At 65.2% G+C, this 19,763-nt stretch carries 19 protein-coding genes; 11 read left to right on the top strand and 8 right to left on the bottom strand.

The window, feature by feature from the left end; all coding sequences use genetic code 11:
• Positions 1–59 precede the first annotated feature (59 nt).
• The gene (locus F0U63_RS00240) at positions 60–860 is read left to right on the top strand and encodes a tRNA1(Val) (adenine(37)-N6)-methyltransferase (RefSeq protein WP_395842461.1); all 801 of its coding nucleotides are present in this window, start codon (positions 60–62) and stop codon (positions 858–860) included.
• A 7-nt stretch (positions 861–867) separates the two neighbouring features.
• Here the strand turns inward: F0U63_RS00240 and F0U63_RS00235 are convergent, their stop codons facing one another.
• Positions 868–1,776: an alpha/beta hydrolase gene (locus F0U63_RS00235; RefSeq protein ID WP_395842458.1), complete on the bottom strand. Its 909-nt coding sequence runs from the start codon at positions 1,774–1,776 to the stop codon at positions 868–870.
• A gap of 88 nt (positions 1,777–1,864) precedes the next feature.
• On the opposite strand from F0U63_RS00235, the gene F0U63_RS00230 reads away from it, so the two are divergent.
• Both F0U63_RS00230 and F0U63_RS00225 read left to right on the top strand, forming a co-directional pair.
• The gene (locus F0U63_RS00230; RefSeq protein ID WP_395842455.1) at positions 1,865–2,206 is read left to right on the top strand and encodes a hypothetical protein; all 342 of its coding nucleotides are present in this window, start codon (positions 1,865–1,867) and stop codon (positions 2,204–2,206) included.
• Between the two features lie 430 nt (positions 2,207–2,636).
• Positions 2,637–3,530, top strand: a complete 894-nt coding sequence (locus F0U63_RS00225) for a hypothetical protein (RefSeq protein WP_395842452.1) — start codon at positions 2,637–2,639, stop codon at positions 3,528–3,530.
• Between the two features lie 18 nt (positions 3,531–3,548).
• Here F0U63_RS00225 and F0U63_RS00220 read toward each other — a convergent pair whose 3' ends face one another.
• On the bottom strand, positions 3,549–4,433 hold the full coding sequence (locus F0U63_RS00220) for a metallophosphoesterase family protein (protein ID WP_395842449.1): 885 nt from the start codon (positions 4,431–4,433) through the stop codon (positions 3,549–3,551).
• A 201-nt stretch (positions 4,434–4,634) separates the two neighbouring features.
• On the opposite strand from F0U63_RS00220, the gene F0U63_RS00215 reads away from it, so the two are divergent.
• The 5 genes from F0U63_RS00215 to F0U63_RS00195 all read left to right on the top strand — a co-directional run bounded on the left by F0U63_RS00215 (position 4,635) and on the right by F0U63_RS00195 (position 10,392).
• Positions 4,635–5,816 carry a S8 family peptidase gene (locus tag F0U63_RS00215; RefSeq protein WP_395842446.1) on the top strand — a complete coding sequence of 394 codons (1,182 nt, stop codon included), beginning with the start codon at positions 4,635–4,637 and terminating at the stop codon, positions 5,814–5,816.
• 104 nt (positions 5,817–5,920) lie between these two features.
• The gene (locus F0U63_RS00210) at positions 5,921–6,841 is read left to right on the top strand and encodes a type VI immunity family protein (RefSeq protein WP_395842444.1); all 921 of its coding nucleotides are present in this window, start codon (positions 5,921–5,923) and stop codon (positions 6,839–6,841) included.
• 1,078 nt (positions 6,842–7,919) lie between these two features.
• A complete protein-coding gene (locus tag F0U63_RS00205; RefSeq protein WP_395842442.1) occupies positions 7,920–8,264 on the top strand; it encodes a hypothetical protein in 345 nt (114 codons plus the stop codon).
• Between the two features lie 2 nt (positions 8,265–8,266).
• Positions 8,267–9,739: a hypothetical protein gene (locus tag F0U63_RS00200; RefSeq protein ID WP_395842440.1), complete on the top strand. Its 1,473-nt coding sequence runs from the start codon at positions 8,267–8,269 to the stop codon at positions 9,737–9,739.
• 497 nt (positions 9,740–10,236) lie between these two features.
• Positions 10,237–10,392, top strand: a complete 156-nt coding sequence (locus F0U63_RS00195) for a hypothetical protein (RefSeq protein WP_395842437.1) — start codon at positions 10,237–10,239, stop codon at positions 10,390–10,392.
• 206 nt (positions 10,393–10,598) lie between these two features.
• Here F0U63_RS00195 and F0U63_RS00190 read toward each other — a convergent pair whose 3' ends face one another.
• Positions 10,599–10,898, bottom strand: a complete 300-nt coding sequence (locus tag F0U63_RS00190; RefSeq protein WP_395842435.1) for a hypothetical protein — start codon at positions 10,896–10,898, stop codon at positions 10,599–10,601.
• Between the two features lie 618 nt (positions 10,899–11,516).
• Here F0U63_RS00190 and F0U63_RS00185 point away from each other — a divergent pair.
• Positions 11,517–12,761, top strand: coding sequence for a transposase (locus F0U63_RS00185; RefSeq protein WP_395842433.1), 1,245 nt, complete (start codon positions 11,517–11,519; stop codon positions 12,759–12,761).
• Between the two features lie 69 nt (positions 12,762–12,830).
• Here F0U63_RS00185 and F0U63_RS00180 read toward each other — a convergent pair whose 3' ends face one another.
• The 3 genes from F0U63_RS00180 to F0U63_RS00170 all read right to left on the bottom strand — a co-directional run bounded on the left by F0U63_RS00180 (position 12,831) and on the right by F0U63_RS00170 (position 14,870).
• Positions 12,831–13,625 carry a DUF1828 domain-containing protein gene (locus F0U63_RS00180; RefSeq protein ID WP_395842430.1) on the bottom strand — a complete coding sequence of 265 codons (795 nt, stop codon included), beginning with the start codon at positions 13,623–13,625 and terminating at the stop codon, positions 12,831–12,833.
• Positions 13,622–14,071, bottom strand: a complete 450-nt coding sequence (locus F0U63_RS00175) for a hypothetical protein (protein WP_395842428.1) — start codon at positions 14,069–14,071, stop codon at positions 13,622–13,624. Before F0U63_RS00175 ends, F0U63_RS00180 begins: the two co-directional genes overlap by 4 nt.
• 559 nt (positions 14,072–14,630) lie before the next feature.
• The gene (locus tag F0U63_RS00170) at positions 14,631–14,870 is read right to left on the bottom strand and encodes a helix-turn-helix domain-containing protein (protein WP_395842426.1); all 240 of its coding nucleotides are present in this window, start codon (positions 14,868–14,870) and stop codon (positions 14,631–14,633) included.
• A 271-nt stretch (positions 14,871–15,141) separates the two neighbouring features.
• Here F0U63_RS00170 and F0U63_RS00165 point away from each other — a divergent pair, with 271 nt between their 5' ends.
• Positions 15,142–15,534, top strand: coding sequence for a hypothetical protein (locus F0U63_RS00165; protein ID WP_395842424.1), 393 nt, complete (start codon positions 15,142–15,144; stop codon positions 15,532–15,534).
• 38 nt (positions 15,535–15,572) lie between these two features.
• Here the strand turns inward: F0U63_RS00165 and F0U63_RS00160 are convergent, their stop codons facing one another.
• Both F0U63_RS00160 and F0U63_RS00155 read right to left on the bottom strand, forming a co-directional pair.
• Positions 15,573–17,459, bottom strand: coding sequence for a serine/threonine protein kinase (locus tag F0U63_RS00160; RefSeq protein WP_395842421.1), 1,887 nt, complete (start codon positions 17,457–17,459; stop codon positions 15,573–15,575).
• A gap of 12 nt (positions 17,460–17,471) precedes the next feature.
• Positions 17,472–18,320, bottom strand: coding sequence for a DUF2381 family protein (locus F0U63_RS00155; protein ID WP_395842418.1), 849 nt, complete (start codon positions 18,318–18,320; stop codon positions 17,472–17,474).
• 249 nt (positions 18,321–18,569) lie between these two features.
• Between F0U63_RS00155 and F0U63_RS00150 the strand changes: the two genes are divergently transcribed.
• Positions 18,570–19,592 carry a ParA family protein gene (locus F0U63_RS00150; protein WP_395842416.1) on the top strand — a complete coding sequence of 341 codons (1,023 nt, stop codon included), beginning with the start codon at positions 18,570–18,572 and terminating at the stop codon, positions 19,590–19,592.
• The last annotated feature ends 171 nt before the right edge of the window (positions 19,593–19,763 follow it).

Raw genomic sequence — 19,763 nt, 5'->3', positions numbered from 1 at the left:
CACGGTTGGATAGAGCGGGCGCCCTGGGTCCGACAGTTGTGTGGGAGGATCCGCTCGGCGTGAGCACTGCTTCTTTTTCATCCGACGAGACGCTCGACTCGATTGGCACCGCGGGCGTGCGCGTGTGGCAGCGCCGTGGCGGCTACCGCTTCACCCTGGACGCGGTGCTCCTGGCGGCCTTCGCGGCCACGGAGGGGGGACAGGTGGAGGGGCCGCTCTTGGAGCTCGGGGCGGGCAGTGGCGTGGTGTCCTTCCTGCTCGTGTGCCAGTTCGGCCTGGGCCCCGTGGACGCGCTGGAGCTGCAACCCGAGGTGCATGCGCGCCTCACGCGAGCCGTGCTCCTCAACGGCTGCGACGGGCGGGTGCGGCCGGTGCTCGGGGATCTGCGCGAGGCCCGAGAGTCCTGGGCCCCGGGGGCGTACGCGCACGTGGTGTCCAATCCCCCCTTCCGCCCGGCGCACGCGGGAGTGCGTAGCCCGGATGACGAGCGGGCGGTGTCCAAGCAGGAGCTGACGTGTGACGCGGCCGCGGTGGTGGCCGCCGCCCGGCACTCGCTGGCTCCCGGGGGGCGGGTGAGCCTCATCTACCCGGCGGCGCGGGTGGCCGAGGTGCTCGGGCTGTTGAGCGCGGCGCGGCTGTACCCCATGGTGCTGCGCTTCGTGCACGCGCGCGCGGGCGCTCCCGCCACGCGCTTCCTCGTGCACGCGGTGCGCGACCGGCAGCGGGGGCTCGCGGTGCGTCCTCCCCTGCTCGCCCATGGCGAGGGGCCGGGGGGCTACTCCCCCGAGGTGGCGGCCCTCATGGAGCCGCCCCGGGCCGAGCGCCCCGCCCCCGTCTGGGAGGGGCACGGCGGGGAGTGAGCGGCCCTCAGGGCGTGGGCGGGAAGAGGAAGCGCAGGATGTCTCCGAAGCGCTCGGACCAGGCCTTCTCGTTGTGCCGGCCGCCCTGCACCACGGTGTACTTCAGGTTCGCGTCGCTCCAGCCCTTGGCCTTCAGCGCCTTGTACAGGTCCTCGGCGTCGGTCTCCGTCTCCGCCTCTTCGCCCGTGCCCTCGTCGGTGCCGATGTCCTCCCAGATGCGCAGGGGCAGCGGGCCGTTGAGCTGCTCCACGCGCTGGATGATGTCCCGGTCCGCCCACCACACGGAGGGCGAGATGACGCCCAGCCGGGTGAAGGTGTTGGGGTACTCGAGGCCCAGGTAGAGCGACACGAGCCCCCCGAGCGACGAGCCCGCCAGGCCCGTGGAGGCCGCGTCCTTCCGGGTGCGGTACCTGGCATCGATGAGCGGCTTGAGCTCCTCCACGAGGAACCTGCCGTACGCGTCCGCGCGGCCGGCGTCGGAGTATTTGGGCGGGAAGGGCACGTGCGTGTACTCGGCGATGCGCTCCTCCTCGGCGTTGTAGACGCCCACGATGATGAGCGGCTCCACCTCGCCCGCCTCGACGAGCTGCTGCGCCGTCTCGTCCACGTTCCACTCCCTGCCGTACGCCGCCGTGGTGGCGTCCATCAGGTTCTGCCCGTCGTGCATGTACAGCACGGGGTAGTGGCGCGAGGCGTTCTCTTCCTTGTCATAGCCGGGCGGCAGCCACACGATGACGTCGCGCTCCCGGAGCGTCTCGTCCTTGGGCTTTACCCCGAACAGGTAGTCGATGAGGCCGGTGCGCACCTGGGGGGGCGGCACACTGCCGAAGTCCGCCCACCACTCCACGGTGAAGGGGACGTGCTCGTAGCCCTCGCCGGTCCTGAACACGTGATCCTCTATCTCTTGTCCCAGCATGTCCTTCTCCACCGTCGCCCACGAACCGCGCGTCGCCTTGAAGGCCAATAATGTGCCCGGTTGGAAGGAGAGGGAAGCGGCGTACCGATTGTCCATGGCCTTGTGCAACTTCACGCCGGCGCCATTCCACTCCCCCAGCTCGGGTTGGGCGCCGGACAACCAGAGGGTGTCGTCCGGGGGCGTCGTCGCGGGCACCGTCACGAGGAAGACCGTCTGCGGGCCGGTGAGCCCCTCGGGTGGGCCCCAGCGCTCCACGGTGAAGCCCGCCTTCTCCTCGTCGGCGCGCGCGGCGTACCGCCAGGAGCCCGCCGGCCGTCCCGACAGCTCCAGCGGCACCTGCTCCTGGGGCGAGGCCATCTTCGCCGTGAAGGTGACCTCCTCACCCTCGGGCAGCTTCGCCCGGGCCGAGAAGAGCTGGCCGCCCTGGTAGAACAGCTCCAGGCCCCGCGCGGAGGCCCGGAAGGCGGGGTGCTCGCCCTGGAGGAAGATCTGGGCGTTGGCGGGGGTCTCCGGGGGCACCGTCACGTCGAACTCGACCTCGGTGTAGACCTCGGTGGGAGTGGGGCGGCAGCCCGACAGGGCCACCAGCGCCGCCAGCAGCAGCGGCGTGAGTCGCGGAAGGGGGAGGACGGACGTTCGCATGGGGGCTGTTCCGGAATTCGGGGAAGACGGGTCCACGCTACCATGCGGCCCCCACGCCGGGCCCCGAGTGCCCGCCTTCCGTGCGTGCGTCCGGGGCGCACCACACGCGGGTTTCTTCACGCTCGGGCGCCAAGACACGCCATGATGCGCCGCATATGGGAAGCACGAAGCATCGACGGTTCGGGGCCCCCCTGGCGTTCCTCCTGGGAACGCTCCCCATGGGCTCCTTCGCGCGCGCCCAGGACGAGGCGCCCGCGGCGGTACCCCCGACGGCGGCCCCCGCGGCCGAGCGCGCCGACGCGCTCCAGTCCGCTCCTCCGCCCGTGGAGGAGACCATCACCCACTGTGGGAACAAGGACGTGGGCCCGCTCGAGGGCCAGTTGCAGCCGCTCGGGCACGGCTTCTACGCGGATGGGACGCGGGTGCGGCGGGGCTGCACCCTGCTGCTGCAACGTCCAGTGAAGGACAGACCGGCCATCCCCTTCGCGCCGGACTCCTTCAAGCCGCTCGGGTGCGGCTTCTTCCGCTACGCCACGAGCATCTACTGGCACAAGGCGCTCACCGCGGGGGACTCCGACGAGGAGCCGGGGGGCGAGCGCGGCGAGGTGCTCACGCGCCTGGACCTGGCGGACGCGGAGACCTTCGAGGTGGGGCAGACGTGCCGGCCGCGCGACGCGCGCTTCTTCTACCTCAACCACACGGACCGGCCCGCGCTGCCCGCCTTCGTCGCCGTGCCGCGCGACGAGGGGGCGGGGTACGAGGAGCTGGGGTGCGGCTTCGTGCGCTACGCGGGCCGCGTCTTCTTCGGCACGCGCTCGCTGGATGGGGCGCATGCGCCCACCTTCGCCTCGGTGCAGGGGCGGCTGCCCGCCGCGGAGTGTGGCGAGGGGATGTATGGGAAGGACCGTGCCCACGTGTGGTGGCAGCACGAGCAGCTGCGTGGCGCGAGCGCGAAGGTGTTCCGCGTGCCCCGGGAGGACAACCCGGAGTTGCGCGTGGCGTGCAGCGGCAAGCGCTCGTACGTGCTCGCCGAGGCGCAGAAGAAGCCCCACCCCGTGTGCCGGGGGGCGAAGAAGCCCGCGAAGGTGAAGCTGGTGAAGAAGAACAAGTGAGCGCGGGCCCCGGGGCGCTCAGTGACACGCGCCCCGGCCCTGGTCCCCGATGCCCCCGCCCACCTGGAGGAACTCCCAGCCATACGCGCCCTCCTCCAGCGTGAGCCGCAACAGGCCGTAGCGGTCGCCGATGCGCCGCTCGCTGTTCGCCGGAGCGGGCTCCAGGGGATAGAAGGACCGGCCTCCCGTGCCCACCACGAACTCGCGCAGGCCGCGCCCGGCATCCACCTCGCCGCCGGGCGTCTGGGGCGCGAAGCGCTCGTAGAAGTGATCGTGGCCCGCGAGCACCACCTCCGCGCCCGCCTCGTCCAGCGCCTCCCACAAGGGCCGCACGAAGCCGTTGTCGCGCTCCCGCATCGACGTGAACAGGGGCCGGTGCATGTACGCCAGCGTGCAGCGCGCCGGGTGCGCCTTCAGGTCCTCGCGCAGCCAGCGCACCTGCTCCTCGACGGCCTCCGCGCGCAGCTCGGTGTTGAGCGCCACCACGTGCCAGGTGCCCACCTCGTAGCTGTAATAGCCCTGGCCCCGCGCCCCCGCGGCCGCGCCGAAGTAGTCGAAGTACGGCCCCGCTCCCTCCACGAGGTAGTCGTGGTTGCCCGGCACCGGGTGCGTGCGTGCCTTGTGCCGCCCCCACGAGGGCGCGTAGCACCGGGCGAACGCCTCCGCCGTGCCCTCCGGGTAGACGGTGTCCCCCAGCGTGGCGATCTCCCCTGGCAGCACGTCCAGCAGCGCCGCCGTGGCCTCGTCCCCGTCCGAGTCGCAGCTCGCGATGTCCCCCACCGCGAGCAGGACGGCGCTCCCGGGCGGTAGCGGAGGGCTCGGCGGGGGCTCCGGTGTCTGTCTTTGACACGCGGCCAGCCACAGCAGCGCGCCCGCCACGCGGTGCGAGGGACGGCGTTTCATGGGGACTCCCTCTCGTCCAAGGGTGAGGGTGCGAAGGTAGGCCCGATCTTCTCGGTTCTCGAGAGGTAAGTGATGGGAGGTAAATGTGGGTGGAAATCATGAAATATACAGAATGGGGAAACATTTGACGCCATGCGCCGACAAATCAGGAGTCAGGCTCACACATCATCCCCCTTCGACAGCGCTCCCGAGGTTTCCACCATGACGACCCTCTCCAAGATCTCCACCTCGTCCCTGCCGTCGTCGCGCGTGCGCACCGAGGCGCCCGCCGTGCGCGCTCCGGTCGAGGCTCCGCGCGCTCCCACCACTCCGAAGGCGGATGGCTTCGACGCGTCGGCGCGCTCGAACTTCGTGGATCGGCCCACGGGCCGGCGCCCGAGCGGCACGGAGACCCAGCCCGCCGCGCTGCTGTCGAAGACGGCGTCACTGAAGAGCGTGGGGGACTCCAAGCCGGTGCCCCTGTCGGGCCCGCCGGTGGTGGCCGTGTTCGATGGCGGGGTGGACTGGAACCACACGGACCTGAAGGACTCCATGTGGACCAATCCCTGGGAGGTCGCGGGTGACGGGCTCGACAACGATGGCAACGGCATCCAGGACGACATCCACGGCTTCAACGTGGGTTTTGGCTCGGGGGATCCGCTCCGGGGCGAGGGGACGGATCACGGCACGCACGTGGCGGGCATCATCGCCGCGGCGGACAACGGGCAGGGCAACACCGGCGTGGCGGCGGGCAAGGCGCAGATCCTGTCGGTGGGAGGCATCTACGACGGGGCGGATCTACTGACGAACTTCGAGCGCTCGGTGGACTACGTGGTGGACCTGAAGAGCAAGGGGGCGAACATCCGCGCGGTGAACGCGAGCTTCGGCGACGAGTACCGGGACGCGGCCTCGCAGAAGCGCTGGAAGGAGGCAGTGCAGAAGCTGGCGGACGCGGACATCCTGCTGGTGGCGGCCACGGCGAATGGCAATGGCAGCAACATGAACAACGTGAAGGACTTCCCGGCGAACCTGGACCTGCCCAACGTGCTGACGGTGGCGTCCATGGACAAGCGCAATGACAAGCTGGCGCGCTTCTCCTCGCACGGGGACAAGGTGGTGGAGATGGCGGCGGTGGGCGAGGACGTGCTGAGCACGGTGCCCGGCGGCGACTGGGAGGAGATGAGCGGCACGTCGATGGCGACCCCGCGCGTGGCGGCCACCGCGGCGCTGATGTTCGCGGAGAACCCGAAGCTGACGGCCGCGGAGGTGCGCGACATGTTGGTGGCCACCACGGAGAAGGATCCGGACCTCAAGGGCAAGGTGAGCTCGAGCGGCAAGCTGGACATCGACGCGGCGGTGGCCGCGGCACGCGCCTCGGCGGGGCGTGTGGCCCAGGCCGCCTGAGAACTGGTGGACGAGTGGGGCATTCACCGGTACTCCTGTTCCGCTTGGTGAGCCACCCGATTCCTCGCATCCGCATTGACTCGTCCCAGTCGGGACAGGAGCGCTTGGTCCGGCGCGAAGTGGTCCGGCTCGTCCTGCATCTGCCCTTCGACCACCAGGACCTCGCGCTCTCCGTGCGTCAGGCGCTCGACCTCTACTTGCGCACCATCGGACAAGGGCCTGAGATTCTCTCTGAGTGGTATGACCTCGAGACCGAGCCCTTCCCGCTGGACGACGACAACTGGGAGATCATCCGCGCCGTGATGGCCCCACCCCGAGGGGATCGCTTCCTCGATGACATGGAGAATCCCCAGGAGGCCCACCGATACATCAAGAATCAATTCGAGCGCGCCGTGGAATTGTCGGGTGGAACCACGGGGGTCAGTGGTTATGGCTTCTTCTATCGGGCCCGTCTGCCCTGGCGTGATCCGGGCAACACCGTCAGCCTGGTGAGCTTTTCCTGGCCCACGGAGTACCTGGAAGAACGAGGACCCAAGAGGATGCGGGAGTTGATTCTGGAACTGGCCGCCCTGTTGCCGTTCTCGTCGGGGCACGCGGGCCTCGCCTTTTCCTCCACCCACGCCTTCACTTCCTCTTTTGGGGAGATTCGTGAAGAAGCCTTTCGCCATCCGGGGATCGACGTGACCCATGGAAGTACGTCACTGGGACGGCGGATTGATGGTGTTCATTGGATCAACCTCCTGGGCCAGTCCCTGCTCGGCGAAGTAGGAGGGATTGGTGGTCTCCAGGACCGGCTGCACTCCCCGGACACCCATGTCCAGGAGATGGAGGGAGGACGAGCCGTGGTGACACTCGGGCCGTGGCCAAAGGCGGGAGACACGTCTCGGGGCGACTCCCTGCCTGACTATCGGGAGCTGGCACGAGCCTTGGAACCCTGGCTGTCCATGTGTCCGGAGGGCTACTCCCTGGTGGGCGCTTTTCCCTCCGAGACTCAGTCATGGTGGCGCCGCTTCCTCGACTCCTGATGCATGCCAACGGCAATCCGCGGTCCGCGAATCTCCGAGGCGCCCCTTTCGACCCCACCTGCCCCTCCCCGGTCACACCGCGCCAGAGCACACGCTACCGCCAGTCTCCCACGAAACTCCGCCGCCCCCCCCTCTGGGAGTGCCAGGCGGCGCGTTCGATTCTCGCCGCCTCCAATAGAGGCTGCCCGCCGCCTCAAGTCGAACCCACTCCTAAAAAGGAAGCACGGCTCGCATCAGGGGACCAAATCGGTTCTTGTCGGACCAAATTTGGACCAAATCCGTTGGCGTATAGGCAGGATAGAGGCCGTGTTGAGGGGGAGGGCTGGTGCAGCGGGGCCGAGGATGGCCGCTGACGGGTGTGTGCCGGGTCGGAGGAGAAGCCACGCAGCCTCCTTGGTCATGCCTGTCCAGGCCGCCCTCCCATGAGGGGCGTGGCAGGGGCACTAGGTCTCTTGGCTGTGGCGGCGTAAGCCTCAACACCCTACGCCCTGAGGTGGTGCTCGTGCCGGGGCCAAGCTCGCACTTACCGTGGTCAGTCCCAGGTGCTCCAAAATCGTGTGCACCCCTCCCGCTTGCTTCACGTATGCCAGCACCCGTCGTGCCTCCACACCTGCCGCAGGCGAACACGTCACCGCGAATGTCCTGCGCAGCAGCCCCGCGAAAGTCTACTGGTGGCGTCCTCTCCTTCCTCGGCTCCTGCCTCGCTCCACGCTCGCCTCCTCTGCTCCTTCCTGGAGGAGCATCACGCTCTTTTCTTCCGCACCTGCTTGGGGAGCGCTGGCCTATACCCCGGCGAGCCTGCCACAGTTGATGGAGCCGGGCCCGGGAAGTCTGATAGTGATGGACGGAGCCCAGATGTGCGGCGAGTGCGATCCCCCGTTCGCCTACCGCCAGACGTGCTTCCAGCGATTCCTGATTCCAAAGCTGGAGCCCGCGCGGGAGCCCTGGCCGGGCACGTTCGGTGGGCCGAACATGACCACCACGAGGATGCGGTGCAGGTGGGACCGTGAGGGGATTAACGCGCACTTCTGGTATCAATAATTGGACTTCATATCGCTGGCAGAGTACAGAATGGCTCATGCCCAAACCCATCGCTGCGGTGCTGCAGACAATGGAGCGTGTCATCTTCAAAGTGTCGTGGTCGCCCAAGGCAGATAAAGCCACGCTGGAGCGGCTCACGTGCAATGACATTCCCGTCAAGCTGGGGACTCCCAGGCCCGAGCAGAAGGGCTCAATCTCCGTGGAGTTCGCCGCACCGAGGTCTGGCAGCTACAACTTCAGTTGGACGCTGCTCTTTCCAGGGTTGAAGCTGAAGAATTTGAAAGCAGAGGCGACGCTCGAAGACTCGGAACCGGTCGAGGTGGACAGCACCGAGGAGGGGAAGGAGATGGAAGACCGCTGGAAGAGTAAGAGGGGGACTTGAAAATGAAGTGGCTCATTCTTTCGTCCGTTGTTCTCGTTGCGGTTGAAGCTGCGGCTCAGGTCCCGGACCGGGTCCCCATCCCGGCGACGCGCTTTCACGAGGTGATGGACGCCACCTTCAAACAGGTGGAGGCAGACTACGCTGTTACCTGGGACCGTGACACGAGCGCAGGCGTCCTCGTCGCTAGCAAGATAAGCAGGGATGAGACGCCCCGGCTTTTTCAGGCACCCTCGGCGGTGCTGGTGGAGCGTGCGGCCGCGGCGCTCAATACGAGCGTGGAGGGCGCCGAGGCGGGAATCGTCGTCACGCCGCTCTCCCTGTTTGGCGTCGACACCGGGCCCCATGTGTGGACGGCCTCGGTTGCATCTCTTGAGGGCGGGCGGACGCGCGTCACCACGGGGTACGTCTTCCAGGACTCGCACAGGCCGGGCTCCTATGCGGCCTTGGGCTTCCAGTTCCAGGGCTGCGATTTCGACCAGAAGAAGCAGGATAAGCTCAAGAAGGAACTGGCCACCTACGAGGGATACTTCCGTGAAGTGTGCGAGGTCCTCGTGCCGGCCTTGCCAGAGCCCGCGGCCAGTACCCGGGGAAACATCAGCTGGCACGATGCGCGGATAGCATGTGGGCATGAGGCCGAGCCGAGCCTTCCGCCGGGACAGATTGCCAAGGTTTATACACTGGCATTCTCCGCGACTTCCATCAGCAAGGCGCTCGAACACGGGCGGGAGAGCCTGCCCTCTGGAGATGCCGCCCGGACGGAGCTGGAGCGCCGCGCGTCCGCAGTGAGTGGACAGCTCGAGCGGCTCGAGAAGTTCTCGCCCCCGAGTGCGGATGACTGCATCGAAGACGAGTCGCTCAAGGCTGCGATCATCCGCTACAGCCAGAAGCACGGCACGACCAAGTTCGGCGTGCAGCTGCAATACGAGGCTTTCCCCATGCGCTTCGGTTTCAACCCCGACCTGGCAGAGGGTGAGGAGACACCCGAGAAGGAACTCCCCCGAGGCGAGTGGGCAAAGATTGGCATGCGCGCCGACTATGAAACGCGGCTCTGCGGCTTCTCTGTGCAGGCGGGAGTCGGCGCGGAGCGAGGACGCAAAGAGCTCGCGGACGACATCCTGTGGTCGTTGACGCCAACGGCTTCCGTCTCGCGCGTGCTAACGGTAGTAGGTGACAAGGGCGTAGGCGGCAAGTCACTGCTCGTCAAGAACGATGGGACACTTCAGCCACACCTCGTGGGAGGGCTGTTGCTGACAAGCAATATCGCCCTGCAGAAAGCGGAAGGCCAAGTGTCCCCTCTCAACGACTTTCAGGCGACCCTGTACGTGGACTTCCGGTTCACGGAAAACCTGCAGGCTCGCCTGGGTGTTCCACTCAAGGGGGAGAACGTGGAGCGTGAGGCCACGGATGCGGCACCCGTCAAGAGAGACGTGCAGTGGTCCGTGCCAGTATTCGTCACCACCGTCCTCAAGCTCTAGTGGAGTGTCCACGAAATTCTTGGACATAGTCGTGAGCATGCGTCTTTCCCTCTCCGAGTGAGCGGACGCCATAGGCCCACGGACTATGTCCAACGACTTCGTTTACAGTCTACTAGGATACCTGCCTTGGGAAGATGAAGGCGAACCCGTAGGAGAAGCAGCCACCTACAGCACCGCCGTGGCCATGGCTGGAGGGGGCCTGGCTCGGAAATCATGGAGCCGATCCAGGCCTGGGGTGCCGATGGACGACAGCACGACTTGGTCCGGCAGACCCGAGCCCGATGGGAGGCCTCCTCCAGCGTCACCCCACGCTCCCAGAGTGTTCGCGCCAGGGAAGTGGGGCCAGGGACGGTGTCAAAGGATTCGAAACGAGGGGTTTGAGCGAGAACGAGGCTCGGGCGTGGACGGGTAACCGACCGCGCTTCAAGTCTTTCCGAGGACTTGGCGCTGGCCCACCGGGCGCATCCGGCTCGGTGACTCGTGTGTAGGGGATGGGGATGGGCTGGCCGCTGAGGATGTTCCAGGAGGAGTGCTTCTATTTCATGACGTCCAGGTGCTTCCAGGGACGGCTGTTGCTGCGCCCCAGCGCGGAGGTGAACGAGGTAGTAGGAGGCGTGCTGGCACGAGCGGGGGAGGTGTCAGACGATTCGTAGGAGACGAGATGTCGAAACAAGTTTCGACCTTACCCATTTTTCCTCGGCCATTGAGGGGGCGGCCTTTCAGCGAGAAGGATGAGAGAGTCCAACAACGCCGAGGACAACAGGTCCCCGGATTGGGCCCTCACGACGCGAAAAAGCTTCCACCAGGAGAGGCTGGGCCGACTCCCGGGGAGACATAGACTACGGGGCGTCTTCTCGACCTACTTGGCGTGAGAACTCCTGGCCGACGTGGGCCAGATGAGCTTCTTGCCGAGTTCTGCGTGGAGTTCCTTTTCCCACGAGCGAGCTCCGTCTGGAGACTGGTGGTTGTACAGGTAGTATCCGAGGTTCGAGTACAGCATGCCTCCTGGCTGTCCAGCCCGGGGCCCGGATTGGGCGAAGTCCCCTGCCTCCTTGAAGCTGCTCAACGAGCGGATGCTGCTCTTGAAGAACCCCTCCTCGCGGATCTCCGCGTAGAGCTCCGCCTGTTGCCGCTCCGCAGCCGTCTTCCGATTTGCCATGTGGATATGCCTCCTTCTGTGAGCGCTGGGTTGCGCCCAACCCGGAGAAGGGGCGGCGTTTCGCGACCGAATTTCAGCCGAATTTTCTGGCCATTTTGGGCCTCATTTTTAGGCAAGGGGCCGAATGTCGTGGCGTAGACGGCTTGGCGCCAAGGCCCCGCGTGATGCCGAGAGGCGCACGTGTGCGGAGCCCGCGCCCAGCGTGCCGAGTCGGCCACGTTTCAGAGGCCAAGTACGTAACACCAGGGCTATAATCACATCTGCACACAGTGTGCGTCAGTGTCGGTGTAACTCCAGCGTTACATGTTTGACATCGAGCAGCATCCGCATGTCCCGACACTTGCGCCATTGCGGTTGCGGGCTCCTACCCCATTTTCGAGGACAGCCACCGCGGCATGACCGCGCACGTCGTCATGGGGAGGTGCAACCGAAGGAGACGAGGGGAAAAGGAAAAGGGCCGGACCCGCCAAGGTCCAGCCCTCTAACAGGAAGGAGAGCTGCGCCAACAGCCCTGCCTTCCTTCACAGCTGGAACGCGGCTTGGGGCCACGCTCCCGTCCGGCCAAGGACACGGGAAACGTAGGCACCTCCGAGGCTCGCGTCCAGTGCCGGGAGGGGTGTGCCTCGCGAGAAGTCCATCGCTGAGCGTTTCGACGCGTACGTGGAGAAGGTGGGTGGGCGGCTCTACAAGCCGTGCCGCCGCTTCCTGCGTGAGGCCCTCTTCGGGTTGGTGGAGAACCGCAGTGTTCTCCTCTCCCAAATCGGCCGGGCTCTGGAGGAGCCACGCCGACTCATTCACACGGAGAAACGGCTCTCACGCAACCTGGCCAACGAGCGCTACGAGGACGCGGCCGTGGAGGAGGACTACCTGCGCCTCGTGGCTCCCATTCTCCGGGACGAGCGCTACCCTCGGCCGGTTGTCGCGGTGGACCTCACCGACATCGCCAAGCCGCGGGCCCGGAAAATGCCGTACCTCTCCACCGTGCACGACGGCTCCAAGGACGAGCTCGCCACCGGCTACCAGGTTGTCTCCGTGGAGGCCGTGGGCGTGCGCGGCCGGCGCCTGCCGCTCCTCTCCCGGCTTTTCTCGAAGGTTTCACCTGAGCACAAGAGCCAGAACGCCACCGCGCTCGAGGCCATCTCCACCGTGAGCCCGCACGTCCCTCGCGACGCCTTCTGGGTGTTCGACTCCGGCTTCGACGGGCACATTTTCTTCCGGCGCCTGGACGAGCTCGGCCTCTCCTACGCGGTGCGCATCAAGCTCAGCAACGACAGGTTCCTCCACCTGCCCGACGGGAAGATGAAGGTGAGCGAGGCGGTGGAGTTGCTGCCGCAGCCCCATACCCACCGCACGAAGTACCACCGCCCCGAGAGCACGGGCAGGAAGCAGGAACTCCAGCTGGGATTCGTCCGTGACGTGCGGCTGCCGGCGTATACCTTTGGAGGCCGCCCCTCCACGAAGAAGTTGGGCGAGACTCGCTACTCCCTCGTCGTCGCCCGCGGCCTGGGGCAAAAGCCGCTCGTCATCCTCACCACCGAGGACGTGCGGACGCGGGAGGACGCCGGCAGGGTGGTGGACATCTACCTGGAGCGGTGGGGCATTGAGGAGGCCAACCGCTTCACGAAGCAGGGCTTCGACTTGGAGGACGTGCGCGCCCTCTCGTGGACGGGGCTGAAGCGGATGGTGCAACTCACGCACCTAGCCTACGGTTTCCTCGCCTTGCTGGTACACGGGCCGCGGAAGCAGGTGGAACGGGTGGCTGCCGGCTTCAAGGCGTTTGGCCCGGTGCCGGAGTACCTCTTCTACCGGCTGCTTGAGGGGATCGGAGGACTTATCCGGGTCAGCATGGACGGCGGGCCATGAACTATGCCCCCTTCGCAAACGGATGCGTGCGTAAATAGCCTCAGATTCTCCAGTGTGCTGGATGTAGGCTCAAGCAGCCTTTAGAAACTCAACCACTTGGCGACGCTCAGAGAATGGTAGAACAGAAGAGAATTTAGCGATCCGTTTGAGGTCGGAATCCCTATAGACATCATGGCTATCATCAAAAATAGTAACGCGATTTTCAGGCCGTTCGGCTGTTGCAATATCATACCACTTTGCGAAAACCTCATTGGCTGAAGCGTGCGCAGCCGAAGGGTTGGTCGACGAAAGACTAAGGACCGCGCTGTTAGTGCGCTTACCCTGGACCAAAAAATCGACTTCGACAGTTCGATCGCCTAGAAGTGGAAGTTCTGCATTTGGCTCGTAGGCGAGTTCGGCGTCGCCGAAGAACTCCTCGAGTTGATCCACGAAGGGGCTCTGTAGCGACACACGACGCGTAAATATGAGATCACTCACACGTAGGCACGTCTGAGCGAGTCGAATGATCGCATCAGGTAACTCGTCGGGCCGCGACACAGCGACTTCAAAGGCCCCTCCGTTCAACTCGACACGGTGCGTACGCAGCGTGTCCTCAAGAAAGGTTCGCCGCTTGGCCGACACCCATGGGCGCACTGACAAGTTTAGTAGATAGGCTGTCGTTTGTCCCAGGTCGGACAGCTTTGAAAATGGCATGAGTGGAGTCTCTTTGTCCTTAACCAAGAACACCTCGATTGGTGTGCCGTCAGGGTACAAAAAGTCTGTCTCAATACGAAGGTGTCCCTTGGGAACACGATCCACTCCCCGAATTAGGGGGTAATGAGTCATGGCCTCGTTGAGTTGCTCAAGCGTGATTTCAGGCATCATGGGCCACTCCCAACTAGTAGATCCGGTGATTCAAAGGTCCCTTCGTGTTCGATATGAGCCATCTCACAAAAAATAGTAAATAATTCATGTAGCGGCTTGCCCGCCAAATCTGGCCGATCAAGTACTTTGTCTGGTAGGTTGCGGTCCGGGCAGCGGGGCGTCTGAAGCGAGTGCTTATGAGAGCGCCCGGCCGGTCGGTGGGCTGGGCCGTCGACATCCAAGCGGCAGATCGGTCCCCTACCTTTAAGGACCACGTTAATGGTCTTGGAGCCGACCTCTTCGTTGTAGTTGATGTTCATTACGACCTCGACGCCAAGGTCGTTCTCGATAGTGATGTTGTCGGCCGTGAGATTAGGCAATAGATCTCTTTTCCGACTTAAGCGGATGTCCTTCCGGATCTTCTTTCCGGGCAGGTCCCTTAGCTGTTCAAACGCCTTCCTATCCACACCGCGCCTCCAGCGCGAACTTGGCCATGAGCGGGACCGTACTGCGAGCGAGTTCTCGCGTCAGCCCCATTCTCGCTACCTGCGTGAAACGGCGCTCACGGCAGTTCCTGCAACATGCGTACGAGCTTTGCATGGAACTAGCAGGCTGCTGAAAAAGCTCTTTGACCCCCTAGTGGCCTACTACCAGTTGGATAGGGCTCCGGCGCTGAGCCCCATATATTGGGGATTCACGGTGGCTCCGACCCTTTTTCAGCAGCCTGCTAGGGCCGCTTGGGGACACGCCCCTCCTAGCCACCCAGCACGATAAATACCTGCAGTCCGAGCCTGCTAGGCAGCAGGGCTTGGGTGTAGCCACTGTGGACGACTTCTCTCTCGGCTCTCTCCTGGGGCAAGGTCTGTCCAGGCCATGGCTACAGCGGATGGATACTGACCAACCTAGGAGCCTGTCGGAGTACTGCCGAAAAACGACTCCTACATACCAACCGTAGCGGTGTGTTTGAGTCGCACTACCCCTCATGTAGTGGGTAGCCGAGGTACTCCGACAGGCTCCTAGCAACCTTCATCTGCGCAACTGAAAGAGTTCTACCACATCCACTTCCAAGCCCTCGCAGATGCGGGCGAGGGTGGTGAAGGTAAGGTTCACGTCCTCACCCTCAACGCGCTGCAGGAGGCGCGTCGTCATGCCGCAGCGGTGCGCAGCCTCCTCCTGCGTCCAGCCCTTCTCCTCGCGCAGGTGCCGCACGGCTGCGGCCAGCCGGGCCTGCAACTCCCGGTAGGCCGCGCTCTCGTATTGCTCCACCCTCTCCGGGCGGCGTGTGCGGGGCTGCGGCATCTTGCGGCGGACCCTAGGAACGCCTACAACCGCGTACCACGACGCTAGCGTCACGTCTCTAGCGTCGTATATCGACTTCCGTCCTGGGGAGAGCGGACATGGCGCTGGTGAAGTGCAATCAGTGCAATACTGAGGTGGCCACCGACGCGGTGGCCTGTCCGAAATGCGGGACACCACGCCCGCGCGGCATGTCCACCGGCAAGGTGCTGGCCCTCGTTTTCGGGGGCCTGGGGCTGTTTTGCTTCGCCTCGGCGGGCTGGTGTCGGCGCTCAAGGGCCGTGGCGCCACGGCGGCGAGTGCCACCTGTGAGACGGCGCGACAGGTGGAGATCCGCACGCTCCTCGGGGAGTACCGCGACAACGAGCTCCGCGCGGACAGCACCTTCAAGGGGCACGTCATTCAGACGACGGGCACCGTCACCGACATCAGGAAGGACATGCTCAACGACGCCTACCTGGTGCTCAGCGACGGTGCCATGTTCGAAGCCGTCCGGGTGCAGTGCTCCCTTGGGAAAGCCCAGGCGACGAAGGCGGCCTCGCTTTCAAAGGGCGCGCGCGTCACCATCCGCGGCTGCGTCGCGGGACTGATGATGGATGTCCTCGTGCGCGACTGCGAGCTCGTCGGCCAGTAGCGCCTATGCGCGGGCGCGGCCACAACGCGTGGCGGCGCTCACGGCCAGCGCCAGACGGCGCTCACCGGCACGTTTCGGCTGAGGAGGAAGGCGCTTGGCTTGGAGTCGTCCGCCATGGGGATACGCCCGTCCCGGTCGCCCAGCACGATGCACACCGGGAACTTCCGACCATCCGGCAGCACGGCCTGGGTGTAGCGGCCCATGACGGCCGGCCGCCTCCTCTCCCCCCACTCCTCGTCGATGCCGGGGCCCGTCCAGAGCTGGCCATGGAGCAGCGTCCCCTCCGGCAGGTTCCCGTCTCCCTGGGTAATGCGGCTGATGATGGGGCCGTCCTGGTAGACGCCTGCCTCACCGGCTTCACCGGGCTGGTTGATGTCTATGATCGCCTCCAAGGGGCTGGCCGTCCGTAGCTTCAACGCCTCGGACATGGCCTCGGTGGCCTCCTGGGGGCAGTCAGCGGGCTCCGGCGGCTTCACCTGCACGGCGGGACACCCCAACCCGGCGGTGGCGCACAACCAGGCGGCGAGGAGACTTGAGGAGGCGGAACGGGGAGCGGTGGACATGGTCGGAATTCCTTTCATGGAGTGGCCAGGCCCGGGCGGCAGCGCCGCGGACGGGGGCGCGAGTGTGGCGAGCACCAACCCCAAGGCAAGGCCGAGCACGCTCAGGCCCACCATTCCGAAGAGGAGCCGGGACCTCCAGGCGCGGCGCGGAGGGGCGGCTGCGGCGGGAGGCTCCTGCCGTGCCAACTCCTCGGGTGAAGGAGGGGGGGCGCCCTGAGCCGCGCTCGCGGCTTGCGGCTGCGGCTCTCGCTCCTCGACAAGCGGCTGTACCTCTTGAGGCCCCTCGGGCTCCGGCTCCGGCCACCTCGGTGAAGGCTCCCTCTCTTCTTCCTCCTGGGGCGGCTCCTCCAGATCCTCCTCGGCCTCCTCCAGGCCCTCCTCGGCGGGGAAGATCGGCACCTTCCAGGCGGGAGAGATACTCCCCTTCTCCGCGGCCACCTCCAGCGCCTGGAGCAACGCCTCGGTGCTGGGGTAGCGATCCTCGGGCCGCTTCTCCAGCAGCTTCATGGCGATGTCGCTCAAGGAGCGCGGAGCCAGCGGGTTGAGGAGGTGGGGGGCCATGGGAGGGACGGTGGCGATGGCCGCCACCAGTTCCTTGTCCGGCAGCTCCGGGTTGAAGGGGTGCAGGTCTGTGAGGGCCTGGTAGAGCAGCACCCCCAGCGCGTACAAGTCCGCGCTCGCTCCTCCCCGGAAGGGCTTCCCCTTCTCCCATGCTTGGCTGCGGGCGTAGGCCAGCAACTCCGGCGGCACCAGGTGCAGCACGCCCTCGGGCAGGCCCATGGTCTGGGTGAGGGCGCCGGGCAGGCGCGCAGTGCCGAAGTCGATGAGGAAGGGGCGGCCGTCCGTGCGGCGGATGAGGACGTTCTCCGCCTTCAAATCCCGGTGGTAAACGCCGCGCGCGTGCAGCGCGCCCACGGTGCGCACCACGTCACTGAAGGCGCGCACCAACCGCAGGGCGTGAGGGGGCGTGCGCCAACGCCACTCGTGCCAGGTGTCCCCATCCACGTAGTCGGTGACGAGGAAGGGGTAGCCCGTGCTGGGGCTAGGCCAGAAGTCCACCCCGTACACGCGCAGCAGGTTGGGGTGGGAGGAGTAGGTGAAGAGGGCCGCAGCCTCGCGTGCCAGCCGACGGTAGGTGTTCTTCTCCTCCACGTACTCCTCTTCCGGGTACTTGTCCTCGAAGAGGTGCGCCCGGGAGTCGGAGAGGGGGCGCAGCGCCACCTTCATGGAGTAGGGCTGGCCGTCGCGCTCCACCTTGAAGACGCGCGAGGAGCCGCCGCGCCCCAGCACCTGGGTGATGAGCCAGGGCCCCACCATGTCACCGGGCTTGAGCTGATCCGGGTGCAAGGCATGCGTCGTCATGCGTCGTCGCTCCTACAGCTTCACGTTGGGAATGGAGAGGTGCCGGGTGCCGCTCTTGTCCGAGAACTCCAAGCGGAGGAGATCCTCCGCGTTCCAGAACGGCGCTTCCGTTTCCACCGCCACGAGGCCGTCCTCACCGGGAGCGAGCTGCGCCTTGTCCATGGCCACGGAGAGCACCTTCACCGGGGTGCCGTCCGCGCGGATGAGGAGCGCGGTGCCGGGCACCCACGACGGTTGGCCCGGCAGGTTGCGCACGCGGACGACGGCGAGCGCCCAGCGGCCAGCGCGGTACGCCTGTCCGCTCAGGTACTTCAGGCCATTTTGGGGGTCTGTCAGCTCAATCTCGACGCGCCGCGCCCGTACGCCGTCCAAGTCGAGTTGCCCCGAGAAGACGAGTCCGGCGTGCCCACTCACCCCGCGCTGGGCCTTCAGCACCGCGAGTTCCGCCTGACTCTCCGCCAGCGCGGCCTCGAGCGCCTCGAGCGTGCGCGGGCGGCGCACCACCTCCACCTCCTTGTCCACCACCCCGGGGCGTGTCACCAGCGTGAGCGTGGCCCGAGCCGGGGAGGCGCCATCCCGGTAGCGCACACGCACCACCAGCTTCTCCTCGGTGCCCAAGTCCACCGAGGGCTCCAGGCCGATGAGGGTGTCTCCCACCTCCACCCACTTGAAACGGACGGGGCGTCCCTCCACCTCCACCGCGGCTTTGTCCACGGGCACGTCGAAGCGCAGGTACGTGGCGATGCCGGCGGCCACGCGCACCTCTGGCCCGGGCTCTTCGGGGTTGCTGGGCAGGGTGACGCGCCGCTCCTGGCGCTCGCGGATGGGGGGCTGGGGCTGAGCTGCCGCTGTGGCGCCCAAGAGGAGCGCGAGCGGTAGCCACGGGAGAAGTCGGGCCAGAGTGGATACCTCCAAGGTCTACCCTAGCAGATGCCGCACGCTCGGCTGCCTACCCGGGCATGCGTTTCATTGTGACGCACATGCGCACAAACATCCCACACGAAATGCGGTCGCCCTGGGCCATCGGGACTTTACAATGTCCGAATTGGACGCCATATTGTCCCTCATGGACGCATCGGTGTCCTGAAACCCCCACAAGAAGGAGCGACAATGGACGTCAAGTACGCGTTCTGGAACAACAAAGGCGGCACTGGAAAGACCAGTTTGTCCTTTCAATCAATCACTCGCTATGCTGAAAAGCACCCCAAGAAGCGTGTGCTAGCAGTCGACGTGTGCCCACAGGCAAACCTATCCGAGTTGTTGCTGGGCGGCCTCAACAACCAGGGCAGCGAAAAGCTTCTCGCACGACAAGGCATGGTGCCGCGATGCAGCTTGGGGGGCTACTTCCAACTTCGACTGCCATCGCCATACTCTCCCCCTCCGTTCAATGCCCACGATTTCATTACAAAGCCACACGCATACAATAAGGGGATTCCTAAAAACATCGACCTGGTGTGTGGCGACCCACTTCTTGAGCTCCAAGCCAACGCTGTCAATACGTTGGCAAACAACCAGATCCCCGGTACGAATCCCTGGATCGCAGTTGTTGACTGGCTGAACGACTTCCTCAATCAAATCAAGGATGAATACGACACCGTTTTCTTGGACTGCAATCCGAGCTTCTCTCTCTATACACAGATCGCGCTTTCCGCAGCCGATAGGATTGTTTTGCCGGTGATGGCTGATGACTCATCACGGCGCGCGATTCAGAATGCGTTCTCGCTTATCTATGGGCTCAAGCTCCCCTCGGAAATATACTCTGCGTACGCGTTTGCTACCAAGCTGAAAGACGCAAAGCGGTCGCTTCCCAAGGTGCACTTGATCGCCAAGAATCGCCTAACTCAGTACATGGGTGCAGCATCCGCTTACGCGGCGGTCTTGGATGCAATCGAGAAGGATGTCGAAAAATTGCTCAAGTCCAATCCGGAAATCTTCACATTCAGCGAAATAGACGCGGGATTTGTTGAGATTCGAGACTTCCAGACAACCGGCGTAGTAGCATTCGCCAAGGGCTTGCCTTTTTCGAAGCTCCCCATTGGAAAGCAATCCATCAATGGCCATCGAGTTCAAGTCAAAGATGAATACCTTACAAACGCAAAGGTCTCGATGGAGGATCTTGTGTCACATCTCTGATTTCAAATCCTTGAGCATGCGTGGCCGACTGAGTATGATTGGCAGCGAACCCCGGGTCTAATGCTACGGTGGAACCTCTCCTCGGTGACGGAATACGGTCTCTCGAGGGAAGGCTCCACCGTACGTAGCCGCAGTGGCCCAGCTCAGATATCGAGACTCGTCAACTACATG

Origin of the sequence: Cystobacter fuscus, from assembly GCF_044360685.1 — a bacterium.
Lineage (GTDB): Bacteria > Myxococcota > Myxococcia > Myxococcales > Myxococcaceae > Cystobacter > Cystobacter fuscus_C.
This window is presented reverse-complemented; position numbering and strand designations above follow the sequence as displayed.